24 protein-coding genes are annotated in these 25,564 nt (G+C 40.7%); 16 read left to right on the forward strand and 8 right to left on the reverse strand.

Annotation, left to right across the window (positions count from 1 at the left end; genetic code table 11):
* Positions 1-255: 255 nt before the first annotated feature.
* The 3 genes from V7L20_RS07090 (at position 256) to V7L20_RS07100 (ending at position 3,380) form a co-directional block, all read left to right on the forward strand.
* Positions 256-651 (forward strand): hypothetical protein, encoded by a 396-nt coding sequence (locus tag V7L20_RS07090; protein ID WP_334743391.1) that lies wholly within the window; start codon positions 256-258, stop codon positions 649-651.
* 583 nt (positions 652-1,234) lie between these two features.
* Positions 1,235-3,004, forward strand: coding sequence for a WD40 repeat domain-containing protein (locus tag V7L20_RS07095; protein WP_334743392.1), 1,770 nt, complete (start codon positions 1,235-1,237; stop codon positions 3,002-3,004).
* Entirely contained in the window at positions 2,961-3,380 is a 420-nt protein-coding gene (locus tag V7L20_RS07100) for a hypothetical protein (RefSeq protein WP_334743393.1), read from the forward strand. The genes V7L20_RS07095 and V7L20_RS07100 overlap by 44 nt, the downstream gene beginning before the upstream one ends.
* Before the next feature lie 234 nt (positions 3,381-3,614).
* Here V7L20_RS07100 and V7L20_RS07105 read toward each other — a convergent pair whose 3' ends face one another.
* Entirely contained in the window at positions 3,615-5,060 is a 1,446-nt protein-coding gene (locus V7L20_RS07105; protein ID WP_334743394.1) for an alpha-L-fucosidase, read from the reverse strand.
* A 313-nt stretch (positions 5,061-5,373) separates the two neighbouring features.
* Here V7L20_RS07105 and V7L20_RS07110 point away from each other — a divergent pair, with 313 nt between their 5' ends.
* The 4 genes from V7L20_RS07110 (at position 5,374) to V7L20_RS07125 (ending at position 8,628) form a co-directional block, all read left to right on the forward strand.
* Positions 5,374-5,934, forward strand: a complete 561-nt coding sequence (locus tag V7L20_RS07110; RefSeq protein ID WP_334743395.1) for a Uma2 family endonuclease — start codon at positions 5,374-5,376, stop codon at positions 5,932-5,934.
* A gap of 583 nt (positions 5,935-6,517) precedes the next feature.
* Entirely contained in the window at positions 6,518-7,078 is a 561-nt protein-coding gene (locus V7L20_RS07115) for a Uma2 family endonuclease (protein ID WP_334743396.1), read from the forward strand.
* Positions 7,079-7,195: 117 nt separating this feature from the next.
* Entirely contained in the window at positions 7,196-7,387 is a 192-nt protein-coding gene (locus V7L20_RS07120) for a hypothetical protein (RefSeq protein WP_334743397.1), read from the forward strand.
* Positions 7,388-7,479: 92 nt separating this feature from the next.
* Positions 7,480-8,628 (forward strand): AI-2E family transporter, encoded by a 1,149-nt coding sequence (locus V7L20_RS07125; protein WP_334743436.1) that lies wholly within the window; start codon positions 7,480-7,482, stop codon positions 8,626-8,628.
* 106 nt (positions 8,629-8,734) lie between these two features.
* Here V7L20_RS07125 and V7L20_RS07130 read toward each other — a convergent pair whose 3' ends face one another.
* Positions 8,735-9,970 (reverse strand): FIST signal transduction protein, encoded by a 1,236-nt coding sequence (locus tag V7L20_RS07130; protein ID WP_334743437.1) that lies wholly within the window; start codon positions 9,968-9,970, stop codon positions 8,735-8,737.
* Between the two features lie 370 nt (positions 9,971-10,340).
* On the opposite strand from V7L20_RS07130, the gene V7L20_RS07135 reads away from it, so the two are divergent.
* From V7L20_RS07135 to V7L20_RS07145, 3 genes are all read left to right on the forward strand, one after another.
* Positions 10,341-10,586 carry a Calvin cycle protein CP12 gene (locus tag V7L20_RS07135; RefSeq protein ID WP_334743398.1) on the forward strand — a complete coding sequence of 82 codons (246 nt, stop codon included), beginning with the start codon at positions 10,341-10,343 and terminating at the stop codon, positions 10,584-10,586.
* A 676-nt stretch (positions 10,587-11,262) separates the two neighbouring features.
* Positions 11,263-11,859 carry a DUF3177 family protein gene (locus V7L20_RS07140; protein ID WP_334743399.1) on the forward strand — a complete coding sequence of 199 codons (597 nt, stop codon included), beginning with the start codon at positions 11,263-11,265 and terminating at the stop codon, positions 11,857-11,859.
* Positions 11,860-11,894: 35 nt separating this feature from the next.
* Entirely contained in the window at positions 11,895-12,191 is a 297-nt protein-coding gene (locus V7L20_RS07145) for a DUF7734 family protein (protein WP_334743400.1), read from the forward strand.
* A 616-nt stretch (positions 12,192-12,807) separates the two neighbouring features.
* On the opposite strand, the gene V7L20_RS07150 is transcribed toward V7L20_RS07145, so the two are convergent.
* The gene (locus V7L20_RS07150) at positions 12,808-13,356 is read right to left on the reverse strand and encodes a hypothetical protein (protein WP_334743401.1); all 549 of its coding nucleotides are present in this window, start codon (positions 13,354-13,356) and stop codon (positions 12,808-12,810) included.
* A gap of 306 nt (positions 13,357-13,662) precedes the next feature.
* Here V7L20_RS07150 and V7L20_RS07155 point away from each other — a divergent pair, with 306 nt between their 5' ends.
* Complete coding sequence (locus tag V7L20_RS07155) at positions 13,663-15,297, forward strand: NAD(P)H-hydrate dehydratase (RefSeq protein WP_334743402.1); 1,635 nt, start codon at positions 13,663-13,665, stop codon at positions 15,295-15,297.
* Between the two features lie 485 nt (positions 15,298-15,782).
* Here the strand turns inward: V7L20_RS07155 and V7L20_RS07160 are convergent, their stop codons facing one another.
* The 4 genes from V7L20_RS07160 to V7L20_RS07175 form a co-directional block, all read right to left on the reverse strand.
* Entirely contained in the window at positions 15,783-16,397 is a 615-nt protein-coding gene (locus V7L20_RS07160) for a hypothetical protein (RefSeq protein WP_334743403.1), read from the reverse strand.
* A 219-nt stretch (positions 16,398-16,616) separates the two neighbouring features.
* Positions 16,617-17,213 (reverse strand): hypothetical protein, encoded by a 597-nt coding sequence (locus V7L20_RS07165; RefSeq protein WP_334743404.1) that lies wholly within the window; start codon positions 17,211-17,213, stop codon positions 16,617-16,619.
* Positions 17,214-17,936: 723 nt separating this feature from the next.
* Positions 17,937-19,244, reverse strand: coding sequence for a nickel pincer cofactor biosynthesis protein LarC (larC, locus tag V7L20_RS07170; protein WP_334743405.1), 1,308 nt, complete (start codon positions 19,242-19,244; stop codon positions 17,937-17,939).
* A 38-nt stretch (positions 19,245-19,282) separates the two neighbouring features.
* Positions 19,283-19,459, reverse strand: a complete 177-nt coding sequence (locus V7L20_RS07175) for a hypothetical protein (protein ID WP_334743406.1) — start codon at positions 19,457-19,459, stop codon at positions 19,283-19,285.
* Positions 19,460-19,587: 128 nt separating this feature from the next.
* Between V7L20_RS07175 and V7L20_RS07180 the strand changes: the two genes are divergently transcribed.
* From V7L20_RS07180 to V7L20_RS07190, 3 genes are all read left to right on the forward strand, one after another.
* On the forward strand, positions 19,588-20,247 hold the full coding sequence (locus tag V7L20_RS07180; protein WP_334743407.1) for an L-threonylcarbamoyladenylate synthase: 660 nt from the start codon (positions 19,588-19,590) through the stop codon (positions 20,245-20,247).
* A gap of 396 nt (positions 20,248-20,643) precedes the next feature.
* Positions 20,644-21,864 carry a HetZ-related protein gene (locus tag V7L20_RS07185; protein WP_334743408.1) on the forward strand — a complete coding sequence of 407 codons (1,221 nt, stop codon included), beginning with the start codon at positions 20,644-20,646 and terminating at the stop codon, positions 21,862-21,864.
* A gap of 637 nt (positions 21,865-22,501) precedes the next feature.
* Positions 22,502-22,978, forward strand: a complete 477-nt coding sequence (locus tag V7L20_RS07190; RefSeq protein ID WP_334743409.1) for a PD-(D/E)XK nuclease superfamily protein — start codon at positions 22,502-22,504, stop codon at positions 22,976-22,978.
* On the opposite strand, the gene V7L20_RS07195 is transcribed toward V7L20_RS07190, so the two are convergent.
* Positions 22,950-23,807, reverse strand: a complete 858-nt coding sequence (locus V7L20_RS07195; RefSeq protein ID WP_334743410.1) for a DNA adenine methylase — start codon at positions 23,805-23,807, stop codon at positions 22,950-22,952. The two genes, V7L20_RS07190 and V7L20_RS07195, sit on opposite strands and share 29 nt — an antisense overlap.
* 164 nt (positions 23,808-23,971) lie before the next feature.
* Here V7L20_RS07195 and V7L20_RS07200 point away from each other — a divergent pair, with 164 nt between their 5' ends.
* Positions 23,972-24,178: a DUF751 family protein gene (locus V7L20_RS07200; protein WP_334743411.1), complete on the forward strand. Its 207-nt coding sequence runs from the start codon at positions 23,972-23,974 to the stop codon at positions 24,176-24,178.
* A gap of 123 nt (positions 24,179-24,301) precedes the next feature.
* Entirely contained in the window at positions 24,302-24,721 is a 420-nt protein-coding gene (gene rbfA / locus V7L20_RS07205) for a 30S ribosome-binding factor RbfA (RefSeq protein WP_334743412.1), read from the forward strand.
* Positions 24,722-25,564 lie beyond the last annotated feature (843 nt).

Genomic DNA, 25,564 nt, shown 5'->3' on the forward strand with positions numbered 1-25,564 from the left:
TCTAATGATCTAGAATAACGAAGTAACTAAGTAGAAGGAAGAAGGCAGCAGTAGAGACGTGATTAATCGCGTCTGTATAGGAGTCAGGAAAATTATTTCGCCGATTGGCATTTTATGTTGAATTATGTTTACCTACTGGTAATTAAAAATATTAGTACAAGAATTATACTTAGTGCAATCTGCTGTAAGTATTGTAATAAACAATTGTACCAATCTGGCAAATAAGTTTTCAAGGATAAACTTAAGGATAAATTTATGGCTAAAAAATCTCAAACAAATCTAGAACAATACCAAGATGTCAGATTATCTGCCACCACAAGAATTTGGGTAATTACAGTCGCCATTCTCGGAGTTTGCGTCCCACTGTCAGCCGTTACTAAAAGCGGTGCTATTCTTCCTTTAGTTGCTATTGGTGGTGCAGCTGTTGGTACGGTTGCTGTTTGGCGTTCTGATGAGCAAAAATCAAAAACTAACTATTTGCAACAGCAGCAAATAGAACTTCTAGAGCGGAGATTAGCAAATTTAGAAACAATTGTTAGCAGTGATGACTTGAACTTGCAAATGAAAATTAAACAAATTGAAGCAAGGGATACTTTTGGCAACTCCTCTGATGTAAGTACTACACCCAGACAACCAAAACGCAAAGGTTAAAATAATTCGTAATGGGCTACGCCTTGCTACGCTAAGTAATTCGTAATTATTATACCGCAAAGGTTTCATTGATTTGGGATGGGTGGTTTACTTGCGCCGTGCTGTAAGCTGTTAAGCATTTAAGCAAGCACACTGAGGCCACAGGGGGGCAGTTCTTGCTGGGAGCAAGGGAGAGGGTTTGCAGCTTTTTTTGACAATGAAAATAGTGCAACTTGTAGGCGCAACAGCTTACTAGGTTATTTTTGTGTAGGGATTTGTTGACTTAAGGTTACGGCAACCTTTGAAATCCCTCTCAGATTAAACTTTCTTTTGCGGCTATAACTGTTTTGAGAGAAACAGTATCTCGCTCTCTATCTCCGTTAGAATTGACTGACATCATTTAATTCTATATACTTCAACTGCATCAGTTCATGAAATGTCTAAATGCTATCCATCTTTATCTTTTCTGGAAACATTTGCTAAGTGCTGTGTTTTATTAGACTACTAAAATTACTGAATTTTTAATTAATTAAGGTTATAAACTTGAGTAATTGCATTGGTATAGCTTACCTTAGGTATGCAATAGTTTGCCGCAGGAATGCAGATGGATTGGATTAGCTTACTCAAATCTCAACAAGCTGACTTCCTTCAACGTGTGAAAAAACCGAAAACTTATGACTTATCTTTGCTGGAAAGTCAAGTCAAGGGTTGTCACACTGAAATTATGGCTTTTTGGGGCGAGCCTTTGGCTCGACTCCAAGAACTTTCTCGCCAACAAGCAGAAGTTATTGCCAAAAATCCGCCGCCGACGCCGCCTGAATATCCTGAACCTCCTGACTGGACAATACCTTTTCCCAAATACTTCCAACAACAAGCCCAAGATTATCTTTTGCGGGAGTATATTGTTGACCGGGTGATAACTGAACGCCTGGGGAAATTGGTAAAAAAGGTATCACAAGATACCGTAGAAAATATGGTTTTAGATGATGAAGGAAATTTGTCTGGCGAAAGCAAATTTTCTTATGTACTAAAAGATAATCCTCAGCTAAGGGTTCAAGTTTATGTTGCTGATGGTGAAAGTTTTAATGGTATTAAAAAAGACAAAATTAGGTGGTCGGTTACTCAAGAAGATTTAAGAAAGTACCAAGTATTAATTTTTCTGTGTTTGTTTTATCCATCTACAGGTAAGCTAGGATACGATGAAAAACAGAGTATAATTACAGGCTTTTTACCTGCAAATCAAATTGAACTTACTGAACCAAAACTCTACATTAATCCGAGTAAGTTGTTGTATGCGGGGGGGTTGAATTGGTATTTAGAATCACTTATTGGTAAAAAAGACACGTTGCCATTAATTCATGAGAAAGCGATCGCACATACAATACAAACTCTACCATCAGAGCATTGCCTTAAGGATATAGTAGGTGATTGGGAATGCTGGCAGACTTTGCAAGGACACAACAGAGGCATTAATTGCCTAGCTTTCAGTACTAAGTGTAACAATGGCAAAGCCTTACCCATATTGGCAAGTGGTAGTCGGGGCGAGACGAAACTCTGGGATTTAAGCAAGGGTGAATTAATAGATACATTATCAGAGTATCCTTGGGTGATATCTGGGCTAGTAGATGAAGTGAATTCCCTGGCTTTTAGTGCAGATGGACAGACTTTAGTGAGTTGCGGTGCAGATTCCACAATTAAGCTTTGGCACGTAGGCGCACTAGACTTGATAGATATTTTGCATAAACATAATGGGGTAGTGCGGTGTGCTGCGTTTACTCCAGATGGCAGAATGTTAGCTACAGGCGGAGATGACAGAAAAATTCTCTTTTGGGATTTGATGCAACGTCAGGTTGCGATCGCACTTTCTTTAGATGATACAGCTGCTCATTCCCTAGTTTTAAGTCGAGATGGCGAAACTTTAGTTACAGGTAGCTACCGCAAAATCAAAGTCTGGCGCACCTTACCCAAAACGGGGATCAAAAGTTTAAAGGATGCACCACAACCCCTGCATACCCTTATGGGTCATTCTCACATCGTTCGTTCCTTGGCGATTAGTGCAGATGGTAAAATGCTGGTGAGTGGTAGCTGGGATCAAACGATTAAAATTTGGCAATTGGAGACTGGGGAATTACTTCATACTCTCAAAGGACATCAAGATAGAGTATATGCGATCGCTTTAAGTCCCGATGGACAAATTATCGCTAGCGGTAGTGCTGATAAAACCATTAAGTTGTGGCATCTACAAACCGGGGAATTGCTGGGTACGTTTACAGGTCATGGAAATATAGTCACAGCATTAGCTTTTACAGCTTCCGGCGAGATGTTGGTAAGTGGTAGTTTGGATAAGACAATTAAAATTTGGCAACGGAGTTAGTAGAGACGCGATTAATCGCGTCTGTTCATCCATTTTGAACTGGGTTAACGAGTATTTGAACTGGATGAATCCACCTTTTATCTCCGTTGACGAGTATTTGAACTGGATGAATCCACCTTTTATCTCCGTTGACGAGTATTTGAACTGGATGAATCCACCTTTGAACTCCGTTAACGAGTGTTTGAACTGGATGAATCCACCTTTTATCTCCGTTAACGAGTGTTTGAACTGGATGAATCCACCTTTTATCTCCGTTAACGAGTGTTTGAACTGGATGAATCCACCTTTTATCTCCGTTAACGAGTGTTTGAACTGGATGAATCCACCTTTTATCTCCGTTGACGAGTGTTTAATACTCGTTAACAACAAACTTTAAAAACTCTCTGCGCCAACAGAGGTTAATAACAGGGTGTTCGCCATTCGGCTTTAGTCCCTTTTTGCAATCGTATGATCTATGGCAGTGTCTTCATCGGTGCGATCATAGCCTTTACCTTTGGTTACAGTTTAATGAGCTTTTTCTCTTGAGTGCTAACTGGTGAATTAGCATTACAAATTAGAGTCAAGGGTGAATGTTTCGTGATTACAATCTTGTTAAGTTACTATGTGAGCTTCAGGAAAGAGGTATCTGGCTGATTTTCAACGTGTAAGCTGGTGATTTTTTCCCTACACACATATCCGGTAACGTCACAAATAAATTCTCTCCGTACTGTTGCCACTCAAGTTTACCTTTTGCCCCTAGCATTGTAATCTTTGCATTTTTCGGCAGAATTAGTCCAGGGATTGTCAGCGTCTGATTCATAGGAGTATCAAGCAAGACAGCATACAAATTACCTTTATTTGTGGTGTAGCGCACTCGGATGCCTTGAGTGGATACATCTTCTGAGCGTATCCAATAGCGCGAACCAAAGATGGCTTCACCATTTATATCTAGCCATTTGCCTAAGCCGAGCAACCGTTCAATTTGCAGTTTGGAGATTGAACCATCGGCATTTGGGCCAATGTTGAGCAGTAAGTTGCCGTTTTTACTCACAATGTCAACGAATGAGTCAACCAGTTCATCTACTGAAATCATATTCAAGTCGGTATCATTTTGGTTGTAACCGAACGAGTAACCTAAACCCCTTGTACTTTCCCATTTCTTTGGTTCAATTTGTTTGAGTTGATTGTATTCAGGTGTGGAGAAGTCGAAGTGTAAACCGAATTGCCCATTTGAATCAAAGCGGTCATTAACGACACCGTTAGGTACGTGATTGTAAAAGTAAGCCATAATCTCGTTCGCCTGACCAACAGGGTAGCCAAGGTCATTCCATAAGATAGACGGCTGATAGCGGTCAATGAGTTCGTGCCAGTGAGCATTAGCATATTCAGCATAAGCTTTATCTTGGATAATGGCTGCGACCAACGTGTTAAAGTCTGTCACCGTTGTATCTTGTTGTGACCAATCAATACCGCCAGAGTAGTACAGACCCATACGCATACCTTGTTTACGAACGGCTTGTGTCAGTTCGCCCACAAGATCCCGCGCCGCCACTCGTCCTAACTGGTTTGTGGTTTTGCTAGGCCATAACAGGAAGCCATCATGATGTTTGGTCGTCAGCACAACGTACCGCGCACCTACTTGAGAAAACAGTTTTGCCCATTCGGATGGATTCCACTTTGTGATGGCTGCGTTGAAGGTGGGGATGAAATCGTCATAGGTGAAATTTTCACCGTAGGTCGCACGGTGATAGTTATAAGTGTCGCTGCCCTCAAGTTTCATGGAGTTGTAGTACCATTCAGCATAAGGGTTGTGCTGAAACCAATATTCCCAACCGCGTTCTGCAACTACCTTGTTCAGTTCACCAGTCAGTGGTGCCCAAGCAGGTACAGAGTACACGCCCCAGTGAATAAAAATGCCGAGTTTAGCATCTTTGAACCACTCTGGAACTTCATGCTTTGATAGCGACTCAGTTGTTGGTTCATATATCTGTTGTGCAAAGGCAGTAGAGGCTGTCAGATTCAAAAAGCTACTTAGAATTGCTGTAATAATTACTATGGGTAGTAGATGCCTAAACATCACAATGCTCTTGACTGAAGGATATATAATTTTACAACTGTATCTCGTCAGTGGGGAATGGGGAGTAGAGAAGTAATTAGTACTAGCAGTAGGGTGTGTTATGCCGTTGGCTTTTAGCTTCCCGGAGGGTAGCGTAACGCACCCTGAGTTTTTGATGGTGCGTTACGAAGACAGCGATAACACCTTCTACTGACGTAGCAAGGTAAAAATGTTTGTTAGTTAACGATCACACTTTCTGCCAAAATCTTTGTAACTTGGGGATCAACTAAAATCAAACTAAAGCTATTGTCGAAGCGGTAGAAAAAAGGCGGCTATGACGGTAACTACGTATAAATGGACAATTGAACGCTATCACCGAGCAATAGAAGCAGGGATTTTTGATGACCAACCCATTGAACTATTGCGCGGCGACCTCATAGTTATGCCCCCAGAGCGAGAATCCCATGCCTATTACAATACCAAAGCAGCCGATTATCTCCGCACACTGCTAGGTGAACGGGCAAAAGTCCGCGATGCCAAACCCATCACCCTACCCAACGACTCAGAACCCGTCCCCGATGTTGCTATTGTCAAACCTTTAGGTGAAGTTTATCTAGAACACCATCCCTACCCTGAAGATATTTTCTGGATTATTGAATTTTCTAAGTCCACCTTGAGCAAAGATTTAGGTGAGAAAAAACACATCTATGCAGAAGCAGGCATTGCTGAATATTGGGTTGTCAATCTCAAAAATTCTCAGTTGCAAGTATTTCGAGACTTAAAAAATGGGCAATACACAACAGAACTGACATTAACCACAGGTACTATTGTCCCCCTAGTTTTTCCTGATGTATCCGTCCAAGTTCATCGCCTCAGAGGTTTCCCAAAAATATAATTTATAGCACCTGTCAAAAACGAAGGATACGAGGCGTAGCAAGCTTTAAGAGTAAGCGATCGCTAACGCACCTTAAATTGTCGATGGTGCGTTACAAAGACAGCGATAGCACCCTAATGGCTAACAGCATTTCCTACATAGCAACCACAGCGATCGCTCTTTGGTACTGCAAGTAAAGATTGATTGAGTTTATCAAAAAATATGAGACTTCAAATTCGATTATTTCAACTCATTATCTCTGTACTATCAACGATAGGAATTCTTGGACTAAATTTGATCTTGCTTAAGTCAAGTGGAGATTTAATAAGCTATGCGAAGACGAGCTCTCCTACTACTTATTTCTTTTATCTAGCTAAATATATTTTGAAAGTTTTTGGAGTAACTATAGTTGAAGTGGCTTTCCTATGGTTATTAGTAATTTTAAATCCTCTATCTATACGATCCGGTTTAATTATTACTTTGGTTTTGCTTATCTTAAATGGAATTTATATTTTACTGATTAGTATTTAAACTATATTCTGCCTCTAGCGCGCGCTTTGCGAGTTCGCCCATAATTAAACCATCCCCTCTATTTCACTCACTTATGACTATTGCTAGTCAACCCCAACTAACTTTAGACGATTTCCTCAAATTACCGGAAACTGAACCAGCATCAGACTTTATCAACGGGGAAATTATTCAAAAACCAATGCCTCAAGGTGAACATAGCTTACTCCAAACTACTCTTTGCGAAACAATTAACAGCATAGCTAAAAGCCAGAAAATTGCTTACGCTTTACCAGAACTGCGCTGTACCTTCGGCGGTGCTTCTATCGTCCCTGATGTGTCTGTGTTTCGCTGGGACAGAATTCCTAAAACTCCATCTGGCAGAATTGCTAATCGCTTTGAAATTCATCCCGACTGGGCAATTGAAATCCATTCCCCAGAGCAAAGATTAAAAAAAGTGTTGAGTAAATTATTGCATTGTTCGCGCAATGGTACTGAACTAGGCTGGTTAATCAACCCAGAAGATGAAAGCATCGTGGGAGTGTTTCCCGGACAGCGAGTGGAATTATACGAAGCTGCTGATAAATTACCTATTCTTGAAGGTATCCAGTTGGAATTAACAGCTGAACAGGTTTTTGGCTGGTTGAGTTTGACGTAAATAAAGCGAACGCATTTCCCAAAGAAAGTTAGAAAGGATTGTATCTGTAGGTTTATTGTAGAAACTGGGCGGTACAGTGCTTCGTGTGTACCACAAAAATTTGTATGCCGTACTTTTATGCAAAATCAACTAGGATTTGTTCTGAAACTGCTTTTACTCTCAGCTTTATTATCAGCATTAATTAAGTATGCAGGGCCAAGTCTATCAATTGCGGCGACAGCAACCAACGCGCTAATTATAGTATTGTTGCCGATCGCAATTATGGCGATCGCCTTACTGTGGCGATTCCAAGCACAGAAACAAAATTAACAAGGCAAGCATCCACGCACAAGTGACTAAAATCAGTTAATCTAGCTAAATTACCAAAAAATTGCATCTTGCCAACCGTTGGAAGTCAGCCTGTGAAACTCGGTCAATGGATCGGCTTAATCGCCATAGTTCTTTCTTTATACATTTTGTGGCAAATTCGGGAAGTGCTTTTGCTCATGTTTGCCGCAATTGTCTTAGCCACCACCTTAAATCGGCTAGCAAAACGCTTTCAACGCTTAGGCATAAGGCGTGGATTCGCCGTTCTCCTCTCAGTAGTTATCTTTTTTGCACTGATTATAGGTTTTTTCTGGCTAATTGTGCCACCTTTTGCCCAGCAATTTCAAGAACTAACCTATCGGGTTCCCCAAGGGTTTGAGCGCTTTAATAGTTGGCTGGACGCACTAAGGACTCGTATTCCTAACCAGTTGGTTCCTTACATTCCAGATATCAACAGCCTTATCCAACAAGTACAGCCCTTCGTCAATCGGGTACTAGGAAACTCGTTTGCTTTTGTATCTGGCTCGTTGGAAGTTGTTCTCAAGGTTTTGCTAGTGCTGGTTTTAACAGGAATGTTATTAGCCAACCCGATAGCATACCGCAAAGTCTTTGTGCGGCTTTTTCCCTCATTTTATCGGCGACGAGTGGAAGGGATTTTAGATAAATGCGAAATTTCTTTGGGAGGGTGGGTAATAGGCGCTCTCATTGCTATGGGTGTAGTGGGATTAATGAGTGTAATTGGCTTATCTATTTTGGGTGTAAAAGCAGCACTTGCTTTAGGAGTTTTGGCAGGATTTTTGAACTTAATTCCCAACCTCGGCCCAACGATGAGTGTACTGCCAGCAATGGCGATCGCCCTCTTAGATGAACCCTGGAAAGCCATAGCTGTTTTGATTCTCTACTTTTTTATTCAACAGGCTGAGAGTAATTTCATCACGCCCGTTGTCATGGCACATCAAGTCTCATTGCTACCAGCTGTAACCTTAATTTCCCAGTTATTTTTCGTTACTTTCTTCGGCTTTTTAGGATTATTTCTGGCGCTACCTCTGACTGTTGTTGCTAAGATTTGGGTGCAAGAAGTACTGATCAAAGATGTTTTGGATGAATGGGGGAATAACCATACAAAAGAAACTGAGCTTGTGATGGTTCCTGAATCTCTTGCAGCAGATGATAATTGGACAGCAGAAAATCCTGATATTAATCGGGAGCGGCGGATTGATGATATCTTGCAAAAAGAAGATTAAAACAATTCGCAATGGGCAACTCTTGGAGACGCTAAAAGCGAACGCCCCGCTTTGCTAACGCAATGCGCTTAAGGCGCAGCCTCTCGTAGAGAAGAGAAGGGGCTACTCATAACTGATTTTGGCGACAAATTCCAAATGCAGTGGTGTAGGCGTGTAAGAAAGTTCTGCCACCAACAGGGCCGATTTCACCACCACAGAAAAAGCCACTTACAGGAATATCGTTGAGGTAGCGCCGAAATAATTCAGAATCGAAATTGGGTTTACCATAGAGTCCTTCACCTCGCCCCAGACAGGCAAACATTAAGGCAGCTACAGCAGAGGGTTCAGAATCGCGTTGGTGTTGATAACTTTGGAGGAGTAATTCTAGGTCTTCAGCAGAGGCTTGGGCATCGCGGAGGTGGAATTGTAGCCTTTGTCCTGGACGGACACGATCGCCAATTGCGATCGCCCCAGCTGTTGGATCGACCCCAAGAATACCACGAATTAAAAAATCCCCCTGTTGCAAAGCTAGTTTAAATTCATCCATCGCCACGCCAACAAACAGAGAGTGCTGTGCTAAAATCCGTTCGTGTTCGCTGAGACTGGCAATCAAATCTCGCAATACCACTAGAGGCACTTGCTCATCTAACTCTAGAATAATATTGCGATCGGCTTTTGTAACTTGCAATGGTTTGCCAATCGGTCGGCATCCTTGGGCTACAATCGTCTCCAAAACAATATTTCCAGTCAAAGCTATACCAACAGTCCCTTCACGATACAAACTTTGGCATTCCCCGCCTTCAGTATTGTTACAAAAAAGGGCAACACGACCACCCATACCTCCACCACTAGCCTGTCCCCCCACTATCACCGATCCTGGATAAGCAAAATCCAACCCCTGTAATAAATCGTTGATTCCAGAAGCGAAAGAACTAGACAGCAAGATAAACTGGGGTGTCGGTGATGTTGGCACACCGATCAAATCAACCCAAGCATCTGGTGAACTGTCTAAATCAGGTAATTCTTCAGCAACAACATGAAAGACTTGAACTTTCACCCCTGGAAGATGAGCTAAAGTCAAGCTAATAGCTGGTTCAGCTTCTAACTCTTGGATTTCTCCGTTAACTGTCGTCCCAATTACACCTCCACCACTACAGCCAATTAGCACAGGCACAGAAAGTTTCTCAGCTAACAAAGGTAACAGTCGGGAATACTCACTCGTAAAAGCAGACGAAATAAATACCAGTCCTAAATCCGCAGGTGCTGTTAACGATGAGACAGCTCGTTCCACCACATCTGTAACAGCTGCTTCCAAAGAATGACGGGTTGATAGGGCGTTTGCCCACTGCATTTGGTCTGCCATGAGTTTTGAGCTTCTTTCTCTTTTTAGGCTAGTAGGTTTTGATTTTTGATTTTGGGAAGAATTGCATCCTACAAGAATTAGTGCCAGCCTTTTGTCTCCTCCATCCCAAGAAGCTGGGGTTGTCATTCCTTAATAGATGCATCTAAATATATTGTATGATTGTTTATCTATGGTACTAATTCCACAAAATCTTAAAAAATAAAGATGAATGCATTATAGATGCGGTAGTTTACTGTATTGGTTATAAATCAATAGGTTAAAGTACTAAGTTATGAAATGAATGGTTAGAATGGTTAGTAATCAAGCTAAAATCTGCCATTTCTGAAGTTTTTCTATACTAGTATTAACAACACACAACGAGACTAAAGCAATGACCAACATCCAAGAAACAACAAAGAGCGATATTCAAGAGAAAATCCAAGAAGAAGTGGAACAAGCGCGTACTGTCTGTGATACTAGCGGTAGCAACTCACCAGAGTGTGCTGCTGCTTGGGATGCAGTAGAAGAATTGCAAGCCGAAGCTTCCCACAAGCGCCAAAGCAAGCCAAAAAACTCTCTTGAACAGTATTGTGATGACAACCCAGATGCAATTGAATGCCGAGTTTACGACGACTAAAAATTTAGATAACTGAATTTTATGTTCGTTTAGTAAACAAGCAACCAAAATTGATTTACTCAAATCTTGTACTCTCACCTCACTCCCGTCTAAAATCTTACTCCCTCTCTTTCATCATTTGCCCCAATAGGTAAATAATTGGTGAAATATTTGGAGTTACGGGTGTATAAAAATTAAAATTTGAGAGTTTTTTATCTTACAAAGGAAATTTTTACACCCAAAAAATTGGGGTTTTGTCCGAGAGGGCCGAGTATATAGTGGGTGGGTGAGTTTTAAAACTCTTCCTAACGCTACTTACAAATAGGTGCAAAATCTGAGATGAGAATATTTGAGTTGCTTGTTTTTTACCAAATAGAGAGATTGAGGAAAGTGAATTAAACAATTTACCATTTAATACCTTTTCTAAAAATCTTTGCAACAAATGAATTGACTGTAGGGGCGTACATCTGTATGCCCCTACAAACGTATTTACAGTATAAATTCGGTGAAATAGTATAAATTGGGTAGCCACTTGCTTGCACAAAGAAGTTAAAGTGCAGTCTTGAGACTAGATTTTGTGCTTTGATAAAACTGTTATGTAATATAGGTAGACTACTAGCTAGCTAATAGCTTACAGTTTGTCAGTTATCGATCTTGTTCTTGGTTAAAATGTTTTATTTATCTTTTGAGAAAAACTATGGACTATAACGTTTCGTTTCGCCCTTTCGTCTGGATGGATTACCGACTGGCAGTATTGTTCCTGGTAGTTATTCCGCTAGTTCTTCTGATTTGGGCATTTGTGCAAAAAGCGGAAGGCATACAACGCTTATTGGCTATATACTGGCGAGTATCAAGCCTGGTAGCAATCACGATTTACTTAATGATTGCCCAATATCCAGTTAGCTTTATTTCTGGATTGATAGCTCAGATTTTGATCCCAATTTCGCTGTGGTTTTGGGTGGATATCAACGATGAAATTGAGTATCAAACCAGTGGCTCTTTGAAATTGATTTTTACTTCTTGGCGCTGGGCTACAACTGTTTATTGTATTTTGGGTACACTAGCCTTTATTCCTTTTTTGAATTGTGCTTTTTCTGGCAATGCGCTCAAGACTCCCCATTGTCGCGTCTGGTTTGAGGCTCCGTTGCTATTCAAAGAATATTTCCATGCTAATAGCAAAGCTGAGTTTTTAGGTTTTCTCGGCATAGCTAGCTTAGTAATTTATGTGCTTTACTTAAGCTACTTTGTTCTAATTAAGTTAGGCAAGCAGGGACGCTCGGCTACACCACAGTAAGCGTTGTTGCACTACCATACCCCTCTTTTAAAAAAATGGATTCCATTGGCAAGCGACTGGAACAATACACTGCTAAACGTCCCCAAGAAGTCCTAATTGTAACGGTGAAAATTGCTGATGAGCAAGATACAATTGCTATTTTCAAAGGCTTTTCCAGTTCTTTGATGCGCCCTACAGCATTTGATGCAGATGTACCAGTTCTACCAGATGAGGCAAACATCCTCAATATTGACCGAGTAGCCAGTCCTTACAATCCTGATGTACCCCGTTATATTCAACAAGGAATTTCTTGGGAAGCTATGGAAATTCTATTATCAGAAGTTGGAGTCTAACTATTTAATTGGGCAGTTATGCAAAACTGCTAAAATGGGTAACAAGTTATGTAATAAAGTGACATGCTCCACACCCTCCCCAACTCTTGGAGACACACTCGCGTTCGGGTGAGTGTGGGTTTGTCAACGACTCCTCTACGAGGACATTAGTTGAGCTTTGAGGGCGTGTGTCCTACGCACCTTGATGTTTATAGCCGCATTCAAATCTCTATACAAACTTGTATGACATATAGTGCAATTGTGCATTCTTATTGAATTTGCCGTAATTTAGAATAAAATAAAAAAATTCAAAACCCACAGTTACTTAGATGTGGATTTTGAATTGTGTGGCTTAGTTGCAATTGGTAACTTACATTGTCATTATCTAAAATTCAAAAGGTTGTTTTAAAAATCCAAAAAAGTATAATTTTGGATTTTAACTTGGAGCAACGACAACGAAAAAACAAGGTTTAAACCATATAGATTCGTTGTACTTACCATGAGAGTAAAAGACTCTTTAAAACATCCTTTTAGACAATTTTTAGACAACTATATTGATTGGGGCTATATGGTATTTTGTTGATCACGGAAGATGCTAGTTTACGAACTTAATCATTCCTATGAACTACTATTACTACTAAGGATTAGCCGGAGGACCCATTGAACCGTCAGCATTAACGTCGTTTCCTAAACATGTTCCAGTCCAACATCCAAAAGCATCTGTTCCATTGTAAGTAATAACACCGCCATTATAAGTAGCTATGACTCCAATTCCAGAATCTTTGGAAACATAAGTATCAAGTGAGTCGAATATTTGGTCAGTAGCTTCTTTAACAGCTGGTCCTACATAAGGAATAGCTGGCCCTAAAATTCCAACTATGTTTTCTAGAATTTTTGCTGCTGTAAGTGCAGAAACATCGATTGATTTATTATACAGAACAAACGCTGTCTTATCAAATTGTCCATGTGGATCAGCTGTACAACTAGTATCTTGCCAGTTACAACACTTATTTTGCTTTGGTCCAACAACCTGTTTAAAAGAGTCTGCGTCAATTGGCCATTGGAGCGCTGTAATATCATGATCTGAGTCGTTGTATATACAATAAGCAGCTGCTGGTTTCAGTGGAGATAGCACGAAACCCACAGGAAAAAGTCCAAGCAAAATTAGAGAAAGTAGTTTTTTCATGATTGTTACCAAAGTTTCTTGAAAGTTGATAATCTTGATATTTGCAAATGATAACTAACCACGTCAAGGCACTTTTGTGACAACATATTTGCTGACTTGTGCAAACTTTATCAATTTGTTTAGAAGTTTTTACTACACATATTGATATAGTCCATAAGGCATAAATAACCTTAATTTATTAGATTATAAAGGATGAATTTATTAGGTTATAAAAGGTTTTTAAATCTGCTAAAGTTTCAGTTACCCTGAAACTAATAACTTAGCACTGGCTCAACCATAGCTATCCGCTAATAGGACTCAAGACTGATGCAGAACAGACAAGAAAAAATTTCGCAACTGATAGTGACTGCTGTGCAGATGCGTGATATAGAAGATCGGATCTTTGCAGCAGGAATGCCTGTAGTCGCTTTGATGGAAAAGGTGGCGGGATTAATTGCCCGTCGCATTCAAGAGATCCCCCCAACCCCCCTTAAAAAGCAGGGGGGGTATATCCTTTCAAACACACCGTTTTTAAGAGGATCGCCGCAGGCGGGGGGATCGCGTGTTGGAATTCTTGTCGGTCCGGGTCATAATGGGGGGGATGCTTTAGTAGTAGCCCGTGAATTGCACTTTCGTGGGTATGAGATTTGGATTTATTCTCCTTTCTCTAAGTTTAAGGAATTAACTTCGCAGCACTTACAATATGCTCAGAGTTTGGGCATTCCAATTTATCAAACAATTGAGCAACTGCCAAATTCTGATTTGTTGATTGATGGCTTGTTTGGGTTTGGTTTAGAAAAAAACCTCACTGATCCCATCGCTTCTGCAATTAATCAGCTAAATGAATTGCCTGTGCCGATTTATAGTATCGATTTACCTTCAGGTTTACACACCAATACAGGTGAAGTATTGGGAACTGCCATTCGTGCCACTCACACTTTTTGCTTGGGTTTATGGAAGCTAGCTTTCTTCCAAGATCAGGCACTGGAATATCTCGGCAAAACTGAGTTAATCGATTTTGATATTCCTTTAGCTGATGTAGAAGCTGTTCTAAAAGATGCACCCAGTATTAAACGTATTACATCAGAAATAGCACTTGCTAATTTACCCCTACCCCGTCCACCAGTCACTCACAAATACAAGGAAGGACATTTATTGTTAATTTGCGGTTCGCGGCGCTATGCAGGTGGGGCAATATTATCTGGTTTGGGTGCTAGGGCTAGTGGTGTGGGGATGCTTTCGATTGCCGTACCCGAATCGCTGAAATCTCTTTTGGTGTCACACTTGCCAGAAGCGCTAATTATTGGTTGTCCAGAGACGGAAAGTGGAGCGTTCACCGAAGGTGTTGGCGGAGCCATCGCACAGTTGGAATTGCCAGAAAAAACCGATCTAAGTTCCTTTAATGCGATCGCTTGTGGCCCCGGTTTAACACGAGATGCTACGCCCATTGTGCAACAAGTCATAGAAAGCGATCGCCCTTTACTTCTCGATGCCGATGGTTTAAATATCTTGGCACAAATGGGAGCGATCGCCACGTTAAAAAAACGTCAAGCAGTAACTGTACTCACACCCCACACTGGTGAATTTGAGCGATTGTTTCTTGATGTTCCCGATGCCAAACATGACAGGGTGCAAGCAGTAAGGGAAGCAGCAGCGCAAAGTGAAGCGATAGTATTGTTGAAAGGGGCGAAAACTGCGATCGCAAACCCTGAAGGTGCTGTTTGGATGGTTCCTGAAAGTACACCTGCCTTAGCGCGTGGCGGTAGCGGCGACGTGTTAACTGGGCTACTGGGTGGATTGTTGGCGCAAGCAGCAACTAAACAGATTCCTGTAGAAGATATTGTGGCAACTGCTGCATGGTGGCATTCGCAAGCGGGTATTTTAGCATCCCAGGAGCGTAGTGAATTGGGTGTAGATGCGTTTACATTGACACAATATTTGATAAAAATTGTAAGTAATTAAACGGTTTCTAAATATGACTCTAAAAATCCAGACCCAAAAATAAAAATTACAGGCAACCATTAGTAGTCTGCCAAGGTAACAATGCTTGGTCATATAGTCGGATATAAGCGCTCCCTTTTTTTGTCCATCTGTGCTTTGAAATGGTATTTTTTGACTCCGTAATCATATAACTAGGACTTACGCACTGTACAAATTAGCCATAATATGTCTAACGGTATTTGTTCGTTTCGGCGCTTCTGATAACCCTTATTTATTCGCTTATTTGCATCACCGAATAGCCCGTCGTAGACATCGCTAGATGCTAAACATAGCTGAAACACTTAGACCCCTTGCAAAAGTCCTAAAATCAAGTATGTCATTCTGAGCAGAACGCAGTGGAGAGAAGAATCTCGCTAGATGTATCACTCCGCTCAGTATGACAATTTAAGCATTTATGCAAGAGGTCTCTTAAATTGCGTATAGTACTTATGTACGATGCCTAAGTCCTAATAATACAATTTGTTGGGTGATAAGGGTAAGACTTTTATCTCACTACCGTCTTCAGTAATGACTTTTAATGGAAGTGAATCCTGATGCTCTCGTCTAGATAATTGAATATATTGAAAACCTTTTTGTGTAGGCTTAACTACCATAAGATAGTGATTGCCTACCCACTTGATACTTATTGCTCTGTATAGCAAAACCCACACTTCAGCTATCTCTCCAGTGTTAATTTTATGCCTTGATGATTCACCACATTGCCATACAGGATTACCTATGGGTGTCCATAAACCCGCAAGATAATGATAATCAGCAAACGCACTACCACCAAAAATTGTAAACGAATAAATATTATAGCTCAACCATCTTTCATAACGCTCAGGTTCCTTAGTCACATCACCATATCTTTTCTTAGACAGCAGAAACTTTATTTGTTCTGCTTTAGTAGGACGCACCCATGTTTCGGATGAGTAGCAAATTTTAAATGGTACTTCAATCGCTTTACTGCCATTAGTGGACTGTGAGGCAGCAGGCTGTGGAAAAGTTATGCTGATAATAGTCTGAGCGCTTACAAATGCTCCTGTTAACAGGAACATGCTTACTAATTTAAGAAGTTTCATGATTTTGCTTGTTTATTTATATGAACAGTATTTGTAAGGAAGCCCCGTTTAAGGATAGCAGGGTATATGCGTGCCATCATTGTTTAGTTAGGAATGAGTGAAGTTAGCTTATGCATTAGACTCAGCCGCAACCCAGAAGCAAGAATAGACCAATTCCACAGCAATCAGCCGCCATCTGACCTCGAAATAGTTTACACTATCAAAGTTGAGGAAATAACCCTAGATTTTTTTATCAAGTTGAATTTCGTTTTCTAGTTGGCCCAGAGGCACTAATGTTAGCTGTGACACAGCGCGTTGCTGAGTTATATTCTGGCGGCGGCGATCAAGAAAGTGTTGCGTAATATATCCGTAGCGCTTACCTCGGTAAAAACTGGGTCTGGGAGTGTTATTGTTTCTCTTATATATCAGGGTAGAAGATGCAAAATCTTGAGCGATCGCAGAATCGTACACTTGTTGAATCAGATTAATTCCGGCGGAATTATTTGGATCAAAATTGAAAGATGTATCACTAGATCGATAATCGATCATTTCTTGGATCACCAGGTCATTAGGTGCCCAAACGTCAAAACTTAACTCGTTACCAAGGCACTTAGATGTAGAAGACAAATCGGGTTCTCCCGCTTGTAACTTGATGCTAGGCATGAGGAAAGCAATCAATTGATGATCATCTGACCATCGTATTACTGTCTGGACGTCTTGCCCTGGTAAAGCTGCTGCTGGTAGATTAACACAAGCGCTAAGGGCGCTGATTAAGCCTACTAAAAAACTAAACTGAAACTTAGACACGTTGGTGTAGATCAGTTGAATATGGGACATTATTGACTTATACTTAAAAATTTCAACGCTATAACGTTGCTTACAATTAACAATATATAAAATTTAGTAAAATATGGATAAAGACATTGTGTCAGTACCCGAATCTAACTATTAAATAGTGGGTAGTGCATAGCTTATTAGTTTTATTTAAAAGTAATCTGAAGCGTTGTTGTACATAAACTTATTCTTTAATATGTAAGCGACTGTGATCATTTTGAGTATGACAATTCTCCAATTGGACTAGTTAGTACGAATTATTTGAAAAATATCATTACTTAAACTAGAAAAATTCATATCTCGCCATTTACCATATAACAGGGTTTTATCTCTAAAAATGTCAGTTAATGGTAGTTAAACGACATCCCTGTGATATCAAGTTCGGTTAATCACTTATGATTACCGCATCTGTGCAAAAATCCCAAAAGCCTCTTTCCCCCTGCTCCCTGCCCCCTACGATCTAAATAATAAGTCTTTACCCGGACATGATATGAGTGAGGAAGCAGCACCAAAAACCGTGATGGCGTACCCGCCCGTTGGAAGCGATCGCTTTGCTCCAATCAGAGGTTCAGCCGGGATAGCTGCAAGTGCGATTCATTGTGGATAAACCCAATGGCAAGCTTGTAAAGCCGAAACACAGTAGGTTGATTGATGTGTGAGCAGAGGCAGAACCTTTAAGATGGCATTCCCAGTCTCTAACTGGGAACGAGGAACGAGGAATTTGTATCAGCCATTGACTAAATACCAACGCTGTAGGGCCAACCGTTGAATTTCGCGCCAGGGAATATTATGCTTTCGGGCTAAGTCTGCACAATCTTCATATTCTGGCTGCACATTTGCAATAACTTTTTCTGGTGATTGTCCTTTCCATGCTATTTTGACACGGACTTTGCCATATTCAATTTCCACTTGTTGAATTTCCCGTTGTAAAATGGCGCGTTGCTGAGTTGTTCGCCGAATGCCCAAAGTTGTGGTTTCGCGGAATACAACTGCTTCACAACTGAGTAAATTTTCTGGATGACAAATTACAGTTAGCAAAATCCCTGGACGGGACTTTTTCATAGCGATCGCTTGGGTAAAAACATCCACTGCACCAGCAGCAAACAACGCCTCAAACACATAGCCGATCGCTTGCGGATTTAAATCATCAATTTGGGTTTCTAGTACTGATATAGTTTCTAAATTTTGGCTAGTATCTTCAGAATCGCTAAAATTGGACTGTAAATTTGTGCTTTCACCCACCCAAAGCCGTAAAATATTGGGAATGGGTAAATTTATGGTTCCTGCTCCCAGTCCTATCTGCTTGATAGCGATCGCAGGTGGTGAACCAAAATCTCTTGCCAAAGTAGTAGCGATCGCAGCTCCTGTTGGTGTCACTAGTTCTCTGTTAATCCCATTGCTATAAACTGGACAACTCCGCATTTCCCACAGCTTTAATACTGCTGGTACTGGTACTGCCATCTGACCATGTGCAGCCCGAACAGTGCCGCCACCAGTCGGGAACGGCGAGCAGTAAAGTAAGGGCAATCCTGACTCATTGCTCTCAATGCCCAACCAATCTAACCCCAGGCAAGTACCCACAATATCTACGATCGCATCTACAGCACCCACCTCATGAAAATGAACTTTTTCAGGAGAAATTCCATGTACTGCCCCTTCTGCTACTGCTAGCTGTCGGAATACCGCCAAACTCCAAGCTTCTGCCCGTGATGGCAACCCCGCTTTGAGAATCATCCGCTCTATTTCTGGCAGGTGGCGTGTGCGATCGTGACTGTGTTCGTGTTCGTGTTCGTGTTCGTGGTCGTGATGGTGATGGTGGTGGTGGCGATCATGTACCAAATCCACATGGACTTTAGTCGCCTGCTGACTATTCCGTTGAACAAGTTCTGCTCTTAACTCATATTCCTGTTCAATACCCAATCCATTGAGTTTTTCAATTAAATACTCCACAGGAACACCCAAACTTACCAAAGCACCCAAGCACATATCACCAGAAATTCCTGTCGGACATTGAAGATAAGCAATTTTATTCATAATAAATTAGTCATTAGTCATTAGTCATTAGTCATTAGTCATTGGGCACTTGTACTGAGCGACTTGTGCCGACTTGTGCCGAGCGACTTGTACTGAGCGTAGTCGAAGTAAGTCGAGGTAGCGACTTGTCCTGAGCATAGTCGAAGGGCATAGTCCAAGGGCATAGTCCAAGGGCGTAGTCGAAGTAAGCCGAGGTAAGCCGAAGTATTAGGCATTGGTTATTAATTATTCTCCTCTGCTCCCCTGCCTCCCCTGCCTCCCCTGCTCCCCAGTCCCCAATCCCCAGCGATGCACTGAGCGCAGTCGAAGTGTCCCCAATCCCCAGTCCCTAATCCCCCGTCCTATGGCAAAAATTTTCTCAGTTCATCCGGATAATCCTCAAGTTCGCCGAATAGAGGAAATAAAGTCAGCGCTTTCTAGTGGCGCAGTCATGCTTTACCCTACTGATACAGTCTATGCGATCGGTTGTGATTTGAATGCTAAGTCGGCGGTAGAACGAGTGCGGCAAATTAAACAGCTAGCAAATGATAAACCACTGACATTTTTATGTCCCTCGCTTTCAAATGTGGCAACTTATGCCTTCGTAAGTGACACAGCCTATCGGATTATGAAACGCCTGATTCCAGGACCATACACGTTTTTGCTCCCAGCAACTAAATTAGTACCGCGATTGGTGCAAAGCCCCAAGCGAAAAAGTACTGGAATTAGAGTACCAAACCATACTGTGTGTTTGGAGTTGCTAGCAGCCTTGGGTAATCCGATTATTTCAACTTCAGCACATCTGCCACCAGATGAAGCAGATAATGGCATGATTCGGATAGATCCAGAAACTGTTCAGTCGCAGGTAGAGCTATTTGACCGTTTGAATAAGTTGGTAGACATAATTGTAGACACTGGCGAAGAACCTACTTATGAAGTATCTACCATCTTGGATATGACCGGAGATGAAGCAGCAATTATACGGAGGGGTTTAGGTTGGGAAGCAGCAGCAGCATGGGTATAAAAATTACACTTCACAGGCGCACCTCTCCGTTTCGGAAATTGTGATAAAAGGGACTCCAGTTTTTAAATTGTCATATTTTAATGCGATGTCTACGACGGGCACAGATGCAATAACAGGATGGTAGCAAAAGTTCGTACAACAAGGGATTTGACAATTTTGAGAAAATGGTGGGTACTTGTGTCCTAGCGTCAATGTGGTGGCTTGTGAAAAAACCGACACATTGGCATAACTCTAACTCTCTCGTATTTCCTACAGTTTTATATATGAGCTTTAGATGTGAGCATTACATGCGGCAAGCCTTAATGGATGAATGCCTAAAGATTCGTAAGCCAAGGCCGGCCTTGATTGCTGTGTCTGCGTTGTAATTACGGTGCAATACTACTCCCTGGAAAAGTCATGAAATCTAACGTCATTAATCTACCAAATTCTACACCCATTTTTGATAACCACCTTTCGACTGAAGAATTTTCAGACAACAGCAGCGAAACCTTGATTGAATTGCTGTGTCAGGAAATGCAAGCACAAGTGAAAGCAGCACCCAGGTGCGTAGAAGCTTTAGCAAAGCGCATAACTATAGAAGTAGAACGCATTTGTGACAAAAGCTCACGTATCCAAACATCTGGGGAAATCAAATCCTGGCAGATTACCTTGGGAAGGCATCGGATGCACAAGTGCTTACGTTACTACCAACTAGGCTCAAAACAAGGACGGGTGGAATTACATAGCAATTTGGGTGCTATGGTTTACCGCCATGTAACTGTATCCGGCTCTGAGTTGGGTTTTGAGGCTCGTTACAGTCTGATTGAAGATTTTTTACAAGCATTTTATATCGAAGCTATCAAAGCTTTCCGCAGAGAAAACGAACTACCTAACGATCACACACCGCGTACTCAGCTGCAATTAGCTGAATATATGGCGTTTACAGAGCAATATGCCAAACGCCGAATCAATTTACCTGGTGGTGCAAATCAGCAATTGATTATCTTGCGGGCCCAAGGCTTTGCTCGTCGTCAGCCGCAAGAAACTACCGTGGATATTGAAATGGCGGTAGAGTCTGCTAAGGGTGAAGAAGCAGAATCTTACCAGCGTAACTCGGCGGTGCAACAGCTGCGATCGCAGATGATCGCCCAAACTAACTTCGATCCATCCGAAGAGTCAGAACGCGATCGCGTCATCACTGAATTGATGAAATACCTGGATTCTCAAGGACAATCTGACTGTATGAACTACCTCAGCTTGAAACTTCAAGACCTCTCAGCCCCAGAAATTGACCAAATTCTCGGTTTAACCAGCCGTCAGCGCGATTATCTCCAACAACGGTTTAAATACCATGTAGAAAAGTTTGCCAAACAACACCATTGGCAATTGGTACATCAATGGTTGGGCGCGGGTTTAGAGCAAAAATTGGGTTTATCTTCCCAGCAGTGGGAAATCTTTGTGAATCAACTCACACAACAGCAACAGCAAATATTACAGTTAAAAACTGCACGACAAAACGATCAGGCGATCGCTAAAAGTATCAAATGCACCCCCAAACAGCTACAAAAGCGCTGGACTCAACTTTTAGAACTAGCATGGGCTATCCGCAACGGTCATACTGAGGCACAGACAGGTTGAAGCTAAGGTGAAATAACTAAAATTCATCCAAGCTAAATTCCCATGATTAGAAATGTTGTTATAGATATGGCGGTTTCGGGGTGTGATACGGCATAACTAGAAATTAACTATCCTTACAACCACAGAATTAGACATTATCGAAGCTTATGACTGGTAACAGGGGCGCGAATTTGGGTTATGGGCTGAGTTTCTACACTGTATTGATGCCTGCCTGAATTTATTCAGCCTCACCCCAGCATATACCAGATTGTTTATGAAACCTATCACCGTGCTACAGTCAAGTGTTTAACTGACGTCGTTTTTTACGAGTTTAATGAACAGGAGATTATTATCTACACTGTTATCCACTGTTCCCAAGACCTAGAAAAATGGCGTAATCGCTTGCAATAGTTGGTTTTTGAGTCAATAGAAAAAATCTATTATTTTAACTATTATCTGAATTAGTAACTCGTTCCTTATCTTAATTATTAATACATTTGTATTTATTTAGTACAAAAATACTAAAATCTTCGGATTTTTTACCTATTAATCCAACCTTATTTAGTCAAAATTAAAAATTCATATTAAGCAGCTGCCCCTTTTTTACTGCTTTTATGAAATCCTATAATAAGCAGGACTTTTGGCAAAGGGATTGAGAATGGCTCTGACTCAAGGCGGAAGGGCAAATAAGGCTGGGAATATTTTAGAAAGAAATGTAGAAGCAATCTTAAATGGGCATAATTATTTTCAAGTTGGGAACTATGTCCCAAAAGAATTTATACTAAATGCTGCTTTATTACCAAAACGTTATGGAAAAGAAATTTATATTGGAACTGGAATTTATCATACCGATCTGAAAGTTGATTTTTATGTTGTTGGCTCACCTGCAATGCCATCTGGTTTAATTTTTGAATGCAAATGGCAAGAAAGTCCCGGTTCGGTTGATGAAAAGTTTCCTTACTTGAACATGAACATCCAGAACTATTACCCTGCACCAACTATTGTAATTTTAGGTGGTGAAGGTATGCGAGAAGGCGCAAGCAAATGGCTAAAAGCAAGAGTTAATGATAACCATAATTTATTAGCAGTTTATAGTTTAGACAGATTCATTGCTTGGGCAAATAAAAATCTTTAAAAGATGTAATTAGTAATTCGTAAATCATTCCTCTATTTTTGACATTTGAGTTAATTGAGCGTGATGCTTTGATTTTGTAGATTTCAAAATTAATATCAGTATAATTCTTTTTAATAAATTCGCTATCAGAATTACATACCATAACTTTGACACCACGACTTGCTAACTCTGCACAAGTATCTCTCAAAAGTTCTTGGTCTTTTTTACTAAAACAATTTTGGCTATAAGCAGTAAAATAGCTAGTTTCGCTGATAGGATGGTAGGGCGGGTCAAAAAAGACAAAGTCATCACTGCTAGTTGCATGATTTAAGACTTCTGTAAAATCTGCTTGTTTAATTTCTGCATGATAAAGCGCTGCTGACGCTGCTTTTAATAAAAACTCAGAACAAATATTGGGATTTTCATATCTACCTAAAGGTACATTGAATTTTCCCTGTGAATTAACTCGATAAAGACCATTAAAACAAGTCTTATTAAGATAAATTAGACGAGCAGCCTTTTGTATATCAGTACCACCATAGTTATTTCTGACACTATAGTAATAATCTTTACCATGTCGAATTTTATGCTCTTTCAATAGACAAATTAATTCCTCGACATGATCTCTAACACAACAATAAGTGTTAATTAATTCGGCATTAATATCAGTTAAAAATGCTGCACTTGGTTGGAGATAGAAAAAAACTGCACCACCACCTAAGAATGGCTCATAGTAATTTTTATAACTTTTGGGAAAATAAGAAATATATTGCTGTATCAACCTACTTTTACCCCCTGCCCACTTCAAAAATGGACGCGGGCTAGTTTCCTTGGGGATTTGAATTACCATTAACTTCCGATTTAACTGAAAATAATCGTGACTAAATAAAGCCAATATAACCGACGGAGCATATTTTATATTAACTGCTAATTTTCCAGCCGCATAGATTACAATTGAGTAGATAAAGCATATCAAAACAAACGTAAGTATATAACAAGGCAGTTTACATTCAGATGTTTGACGGATTTTGGGATAACGTCTTTCGCTACCCCCGGTACTTAATTAGTATCGTCTTAGGCTTGTTTCTGAACACTTTTGCGCCGTTAGTGCCATTGTTGAAGCGCCCAGTCACCTTGATTGCTATCTTGGGTTTATTTGTGAGCAGCCTAGTCTTCCTTACTCTCACCCTACGGGCAATGCTGGGCTTGAGTATAATCTAGACTAGCGCTATATTCGGGTTGTGTCCTACAGACGGTTCTTTTTAGCGTTGCTCTCGCTAACTACTGTCTACTCAACTTTTATGTATTTTTGTTGTACAACCTCTGTGAGGAGGCGAAATTTTTATGGCTACAAATCGCCGGGTTTCCCGCGTTGCTGAATTGATCAAACGGGAAGTTAGCCAAATGCTGCTCAACGGCATCAAGGATGATCGTGTAGGTACAGGAATGGTAAGTGTTACTGATGTTGATGTTTCCGGCGATCTCCAACACGCCAAAATCTACGTCAGTATCTATGGCACAGATGAAGCTAAAGCAGAAACAATGGCAGGCTTAAAGTCTGCCACAGGTTACGTTCGCAGTGAACTTGGGGCGCGGATACGGCTACGTCGTACACCAGAGGTGCTATTTCTCGAAGATCGCTCCATAGAACGTGGTAATAAGGTACTGGCACTACTAAACCAACTTAACCATCAGCGTCCCCCAGAAAATCTGGTAACAGTAGAAGACAGCACCGAGCAAGATGATGAATCATCTGATGAATGAGTAACTGAAATAACAATGTAACTTCAGAACAATTAATCTCAGCAAATCCGCCAAACAATTTACAGACGTGATGAAATCGCGTCTGTTTTAATATGACCATAATCTATTTCAATGCTCAGTAGTTACATATATACGTTTTTTGCTTGCTTTGGCTTTCGTCCCTACTCTACCTCCAATACCGTTGGGTTAAGGAATTTCTTGGTTGAGGCAGGTTCTTCATTAAGCAAGAGCAGAAGAGAGCAGGGAAAGCAGGGAGAGAGAAGAATTACTGAACAATAACTCTCTTTCCTCCCCTGTTCTCTGCTCCCTTCTCCAGATGTTTATCCAAAGAAAACCGTGTAATATCAGTCCTTAAATTAACCAATTAATTACGGTTATATTTAAGAAATTGTTAACAGATGCTGGGGTAAAAGTCTTCGTAGTGTATTTTAACCGTTATGTTTTGCAACACTTTATACCCTAGTATCTGACAAATATTTTTATGTTGTTTACCTTTAGATAAATACCAGCAGTTCTAAATCAGGCTTTAAGGTGATTATTTGATATGTAAGCGATTGCGTCCTGAACTTTTAGACAACCACCAAATCTTGCCTAAATACAATGATGGCAAGACTTTCAGACTTGTTGCATAAAAACCATACAGCCGCTATAGCAGGTTAAGTTAACTACTCGGAATTTTTTTTGTAAAGCAGATTTTTGACAAATGTCAGGATTTGTTGACTTTCTTAACATATCTTGAAATAATTTCAGGAGATGTAGCGTCAAAATAAAAATAGTTCCGTATAGCAAACTACAAAATCCTAGCCACAAGTCTAATTTCTGTAATCTTTGTTCCTAATTTTT

Source organism: Nostoc sp. (assembly GCF_036916735.1).
In the GTDB taxonomy this organism is placed as follows: Bacteria; Cyanobacteriota; Cyanobacteriia; order Cyanobacteriales; family Nostocaceae; genus Nostoc.